Source organism: Paracoccus marcusii, assembly GCF_006151785.1.
GTDB classification, from domain to species: domain Bacteria; phylum Pseudomonadota; class Alphaproteobacteria; order Rhodobacterales; family Rhodobacteraceae; genus Paracoccus; species Paracoccus marcusii.
In genome coordinates, this window is the sequence record NZ_VDDD01000177.1 from 1 (window position 1) to 5,839 (window position 5,839).

At 69.5% G+C, this 5,839-nt stretch carries 7 protein-coding genes; 6 read left to right on the top strand and 1 reads right to left on the bottom strand.

What is annotated here, in order from left to right; translation table 11 throughout:
• Window positions 1-78 precede the first annotated feature (78 nt).
• Genes FHD68_RS17355 through FHD68_RS17365 form a run of 3 tightly spaced genes read left to right on the top strand, consistent with a single transcriptional unit; the run spans window position 79 to window position 3,017 of the window.
• Window positions 79-1,056 carry a Bug family tripartite tricarboxylate transporter substrate binding protein gene (locus FHD68_RS17355; protein ID WP_164871353.1) on the top strand — a complete coding sequence of 326 codons (978 nt, stop codon included), beginning with the start codon at window positions 79-81 and terminating at the stop codon, window positions 1,054-1,056.
• A gap of 12 nt (window positions 1,057-1,068) precedes the next feature.
• Window positions 1,069-1,518: a tripartite tricarboxylate transporter TctB family protein gene (locus FHD68_RS17360; protein WP_127897302.1), complete on the top strand. Its 450-nt coding sequence runs from the start codon at window positions 1,069-1,071 to the stop codon at window positions 1,516-1,518.
• Complete coding sequence (locus FHD68_RS17365) at window positions 1,515-3,017, top strand: tripartite tricarboxylate transporter permease (RefSeq protein ID WP_127897303.1); 1,503 nt, start codon at window positions 1,515-1,517, stop codon at window positions 3,015-3,017. Before FHD68_RS17360 ends, FHD68_RS17365 begins: the two co-directional genes overlap by 4 nt.
• A gap of 33 nt (window positions 3,018-3,050) precedes the next feature.
• On the opposite strand, the gene FHD68_RS19175 is transcribed toward FHD68_RS17365, so the two are convergent.
• On the bottom strand, window positions 3,051-3,206 hold the full coding sequence (locus FHD68_RS19175; RefSeq protein WP_208863804.1) for a hypothetical protein: 156 nt from the start codon (window positions 3,204-3,206) through the stop codon (window positions 3,051-3,053).
• A gap of 128 nt (window positions 3,207-3,334) precedes the next feature.
• Between FHD68_RS19175 and FHD68_RS17370 the strand changes: the two genes are divergently transcribed.
• The 3 genes from FHD68_RS17370 to FHD68_RS17380 all read left to right on the top strand — a co-directional run.
• Window positions 3,335-3,859, top strand: a complete 525-nt coding sequence (locus FHD68_RS17370) for a hypothetical protein (RefSeq protein WP_139086378.1) — start codon at window positions 3,335-3,337, stop codon at window positions 3,857-3,859.
• Window positions 3,860-3,921: 62 nt separating this feature from the next.
• Window positions 3,922-5,088: a hypothetical protein gene (locus FHD68_RS19180; protein ID WP_208863805.1), complete on the top strand. Its 1,167-nt coding sequence runs from the start codon at window positions 3,922-3,924 to the stop codon at window positions 5,086-5,088.
• Window positions 5,089-5,188: 100 nt separating this feature from the next.
• The coding region (locus tag FHD68_RS17380; RefSeq protein ID WP_139086380.1) for a hypothetical protein at window positions 5,189-5,839 on the top strand (651 nt) is incomplete at its 3' end.

Here is a 5,839-nt window from a genome sequence, read left to right on the forward strand (position 1 = left end):
CCAACGCTCATGCGTACAGAAAATGGCCCGGTCAGATCAGAAGCGGCAGGAGGGGGGCCGCGTCGCGCTTACCCTCATATGATCTATTGCCAAACACGCCGCGCTGCGGCCGTCGCCGCCGTCCTGACCGGCTGCGCCCTGTCCTCGGCTGCGACCGCCCAAGATTGGCCCACCGGTCCGGTGCATATCTTCGTCGGCTTCCCCGCGGGCTCGTCACCCGACACCATCGCACGGATCGTCGCCGAGCCGCTGGCGGAGGCGCTTGGCCAGCCGGTCGTGGTCGAGAACAGACCCGGCGCCGGTGGGGTGATCGGGGTCCAGCAGATGCTGGCCCGCGGCGGCGACAGTTTCGGCATCACCATCAACGGCCCGCTGACCACGGCGCAGCGGCTGATCCCCGATCTGGGCTACGATCCGGTGGCCGACCTCGCGCCGGTGGGCCTGATCGCGACCAGCCCGCTGGTCCTGGCCGTGGGGGCGGATTTCCCGGCCGACGACCTGGCGGGCTTCATCGCGGCCGCAGCCGAGCCTGAGGCAATCAGCTATGGTTCGGTCGGCGAGGGGTCCGGGGCGCATCTGACGGCCGAACTGTTCGCCAAGACCGCGGGCGTCCAGCTGTTCCACATTCCCTTCCAGAGCTATGCCGAGGTCACGACATCCATCCTCGGGGGCGAGATCGACAGCGGCTTCATGGCCCCCTCGGCGGCGCTGCCGCAGGTCGAGGCGGGCACGATGAAGATGCTGGGCGTCACCTCGGCCGAACCCTTCGCGCAGGTGCCCGACGTGCCGGTGATCGCCGGAACGGCAGGTCTGCCCCAGGACTTCCGCGCCGAGCTGTGGAACGCCTTCATCGCCCCCGCCGGAACGGATCCGGCCGTGATCGAGCGGCTGAATGCCCAGCTGAACGCCATCCTTGCCGATGACGCGGTGGCTGAGCGTCTGCTGGCCATGGGTTGGCAGGCACAGCCCGGCACGCCGGACGATCTGGCACAGCGGATCGACGATGACACCGCCCTCTGGGGCGGAGTGATCGACGCGGTCCAAGCCGCCGAATAGGCCGGAACGCCGATGCGTCGCGACCTGCACGATCTTGGCTGGGGCGCGGCCCTTGCGCTGACCGGGTTGGCCGTCGCGGGCTATGCCTGGGCCAGCTATGACATGAGCAGCCTGCGACGGATGGGCCCCGGGTTCTTTCCGGTGGCGCTCGGGATGCTGCTGGCGGGTCTGGGGGCGCTGATCGCCGTCCCCGCCATGGGCAGGCCCGGCCAGTCCCGCCCCTTCGCCTGGCCCGAGACCCTCGCCGTCGTCGCCGCACTGCTGGTATTCGGATTGGCGCTGGACAGGCTGGGCGTCCTGCTGACCACGGCGGTGACGGTGCTGATCGCCAGTTCGGTCGCGCCGCGCCGGGGCATCGGCTGGCGGCTGGTGCTGTCCGTCGCGGTGACGGTGCTGGTCTGGCTGGTCTTCGTGCGCGGTCTGAACATGTCGCTGCCCGTCTGGCCGGGGGCGCTGCGATGACCACGCTGGATGGCCTGGCCCACGGGCTGGCGGTTGCGCTGCAGTCATCTGTCCTGATCTACAGCCTCCTGGGCGCGGTGCTTGGCACGCTGGTCGGCGTTTTGCCCGGCATCGGCGCCATGGCGGCGATCACGCTGCTACTGCCGATCACCTATTACATCTCGTCCGAAGCGGCGCTGGTCATGCTGGCCGCAGTCTATTACGGCGCGCAATATGGCGGGGCGGTCGCCTCGATCCTGCTGCGCCTGCCGGGCACGCCGCAATCGGCAGTGACCACACTGGACGGCTATCCGATGGCCCAGCAGGGCCGGGCGGGGGTCGCACTGTTCACGGCGATGGTCTCGTCTTTCGCGGGCTCGATGTTGGGGATCGTGATCCTGGTGCTGCTTGCGGGCTGGCTCAGCGGTCTGGCGACCAGCTTCGGGGCGGCGGACTATGCGGCAATGATGGTGATGGGGCTGGTCGCGGCCTCGACCATCGGCGAGGGACGGCTGTCCAAAAGCCTGGCGATGGTGGTCCTGGGGGTGATCCTGGGATGCGTCGGCACCGACGTGAATTCGGGCGCGCAACGCTTCACCTTCGGGCAGGTCCAGCTTCTGGACGGCATCAATCTGGTCGCGCTGGCGATGGGCCTCTTCGGTCTGGCCGAGATCATCGGCAACATCCGCAAGGCCGAGCGTGATGGCCCACCCCCACGCGTCAGCCTGCGCGAACTGGTCCCGACGCGGGACGACCTGCGGCGGATGGTGGCGCCCATCACGCGCGGCACTGCGCTTGGCGGCTTCTTCGGCGCGCTGCCAGGCACCGGCTCGACCATCTCGTCCTTTCTCAGCTATGCGCTGGAGCGGCGCGTCGCTCGACAGCCCGAACGCTTCGGCAAGGGCGCAATCGAGGGGGTCGCGGGCCCCGAGGCTGCCAACAATTCGGCCTCAATCACAGCCTTCGTCCCCACACTAACCCTGGGCATCCCGGGCGATCCGATCATAGCGCTGATGCTGGGTGCGCTGGTCATCCACGGCATCCAGCCCGGCCCGATGATGCTGGAGGCGCACCCGGACATGTTCTGGGGCCTCGTCGTCAGCTTCGGGATCGGGAACCTGTTTCTTCTGGTCCTGAACCTGCCCCTGATCGGGATCTGGGTAGCGATGCTGCGCATCCCGTTCCGCTGGCTGTATCCGGCGATCATCATCTTCGTCTGCCTGGGCGTCTATTCCGTGCGCGGCTCGACCTTCGACATCGTCATGGTCGCCGCCATCGGGGCCATCGGCTATGCGCTGACCCAGGCGGCCTTCAGCCCCGCACTGCTGCTCCTCGGCTTCGTCCTAGGCCCGCTTATCGAGACGAACCTGCGTCGCGCCCTGTTGGTCTCACGCGGCGATCCAATGACTTTCCTGGAGCGCCCCATCGCCTGCGGCTTCATTGTCGCAACGATCGCGCTTCTGATCTACGGCTTCGTGAAGCGCCGCGAGAAGACAATCTTGATGCGTTGCTCGTTCTGAAATTTCTGCCGGGCGTGGCAAAAGCCGGCGACCTCATTTCGCCGCTTTCAGACCCAGCATGATCAACTGACGGATCGCTTCGGCCTCTGATCGAATGGCTTTTTCATCTCGGAAACGGGCAATCTGCTCGACCTGCTCATCTGTCAGGGCAATCAGCTTCTTGACAGGATAGAGCATAGGTTTTGGCATGATGCGGAACTAAGCTGTTTCCATGACGTTGACAAGCACTGATAAGCAATATAGCTTATAGCGAGCTTAGGAATGGATTGCAGTCCCTCCCCAAGCTCTAACCGAAACCGATCAGATGGAGATCGATGATGGCTAATCGCAGCCTTACCACACCTGTCGGCGTGACGGAACCGGCATCGCGCCACTTCACCCACACGCCGATCTCGCGCGCCTTCTCGGGGCTTCTGGCGGGGCTTGCGGCCCATGTGGAGGCAGAGCGCGACATCAGCGCGGCCGACGTCCGGGACCCGGGCTTCGCCGCGTCGCTTCGCGAGGCCGAGGCGGCCCGTGCCGGCGTCCTCGCCCGGATCGACGGGATCCGCAGCTCCGCCGTGATGCGCCCCGAGGACCGGCCCCTGCGGCACATGGCGCTGATCGGCTACCTGCTGATGCAGGCCGGCACGACTGCCGAGTTCCGCGAGGCCCGGCAGGTCCTGGACCAGGCGCCCGGTCTCTTCGCCTGCCCTGGTCATGGCGCCGTGGCCTGGCGCTGCCGGCAGATGCTGCGCAGCATGCGCGTGGCGGTCGGGGAGATGGCCTCCCTGCCCTGCCATCTCGATCCCCACGAGATCGAGCCGGAGATGGCCGCGGTCGCGACGCCGGTCTTGGCCTGACCCTTCCCTCTTCCTGACCCGCGCTGCCGTCTGCCGCGACCCCGCCTTACCGGGGCGGTCCGATGCTGCACACGCGCGTCCTGCACATCCCTCGCGCGGACGGGTCGCGCGAGGGCGGGTTTTCCCTATCTCAGCATCTGGAGGCGTCCATGCCCCGCAAACCCCGTTCCGCCGCATCCGATCCGGCGACGCTCTCGTCCTGCCCGACCGCCGATGCTGCGGCTCTCGCCGCCCCGGGCACCCTTCTCGTGGACGGCACGCCCTTGGCGGTCCATCCCGGCCCCCTTTCCCCCGGCTGGATCGCCGCCGCCGAGGCCAAGGGCTTCGACATCGCCGGCCGGGTCATCGACCAGCTGCACCTGGCGCTGCGCTGCCGGACCTGCGGGCGTGTCTTCACCTGCCGGATCTTCACGCTGATGGCGGGCCGGCCGATCTGCCATGCCTGCCTGGAGGCCCGCCGGGCGGAGACCGCGGCCCGGGCGGCACTGGTCTACCTGGGCCGCGACCCGGAGGACACCGCCTACGGGCTCTATCGTGCCCGCTGCGGTCACGACCAGCGCCGCCAGTTCGACTATGTCCGCCGGATGGCCGAGGGCACCGCGGGCCTGCGCTGCGAGACCTGCTTCGCGGCAGAGGAGGCGGCCATCGCCGCGCGGCGCGGCTGGACGCGGATCGGCCCGGACCCCGAGCGCAATCCGAACTACCATCTCTATCGTCACGCCTGCGGGACCGAGCGGCGCATCGCCCGGGCGAACCTCTCCTGTGGGCAGGTCGACTGCCCGGGCTGCGGCAAGGGCTGGAGCGCGCGGGAGAGCCGCATCTACCTGCTGGACCTGCGCCATGGAGATCGCCACTTCCTGAAGCTGGGCTACTCCGCCCATCCGGAGAAGCGGCACCGCCATCAGCTGGGCCTGCCCCCCGAGGCCCGCGTGCGGGTGCTGCGCGAGCTGGTCGTGCCCACTGGGGCCGCGGCCTGTGCGGCCGAGCAGCGCATGCACGGCGATCTGCGCCGGGGCTTTCCGGAGGCGGTCGTCTCGCGGGAGGAGTTCGCCGACATGCTCAACGTCTCCCGCGAGATCTACCGCCCCGCACTCCGGGCCGAGATCGAGGCCCGGCTGGACGCGCTGGCCGTGACGCTGGAGGCGTCTGATCCGACAGCGCCCGACCCGACCGCGGCGGACGAGACGCCGCCCGAGGACCCCGGGACCGACGGATCCTCCGGCCGCTGAGCCCCGGCTCCCTTTCCTGAACCCGTCGCGGGGCGCGCGCGCGCACAGGCTCGTGCTGGCGCCGCCCCGTCCTTTTCCCCCGATCACGGGAGGTCCCGCCATGTCCGATTGGCTGACCCGCTTCCACACCGCCGCCCGCCGCATCGATGCGGCACCCCTGCCCCCGCCCGAGATGTCGGACGCCGTCTTCGAGGCCCTGGTCGAGGGGCGCATCGGCGAGATCGACGATCTCGAGACCATGACGCCGCTCGACGAGGAGATCTCGTTTGCCGGGACCCGTCCGCCCCTCGCGCAGCGCCCGCTCATGGCGCTGGCGCTTGCGATGCTCGCCCAAGCCCTGCCCGAGGCCTCCGACCTGGCACGGATGCTCCGCCCCGGGGCGATCACGCTCATGGCCTGCCGTCCGGCGGGGCTGGCCCCGGAGCTGGCCCGCCTGGTGCAGGCGCTGATCGCCACAGAGCATCCCGGGGTCCCGCTCGCCCTGACCTGCGCGGCGACGCCGCCGGGGACCGGGACCGCCTCCACCTCGGAGGCCAAGCCCCCGGAGGCGATCCGGTCCTTCTGGAAAGGGGTGCTGGCGGGCGGGGACATGCCGCATCTGCTGATCCTCGGCGGGGAGAGCCAGCTGCCCCGGCGCATCGCGCGCCTGCTGCCGCCGCTGCTGCATGTCGGCCCGCCCGACCGTGCGGCGGTGGCGGCGGTGCTGGATCTCGCGGTGACAGGCACGGCGCGCGCCTGCGCGACAGGTGCC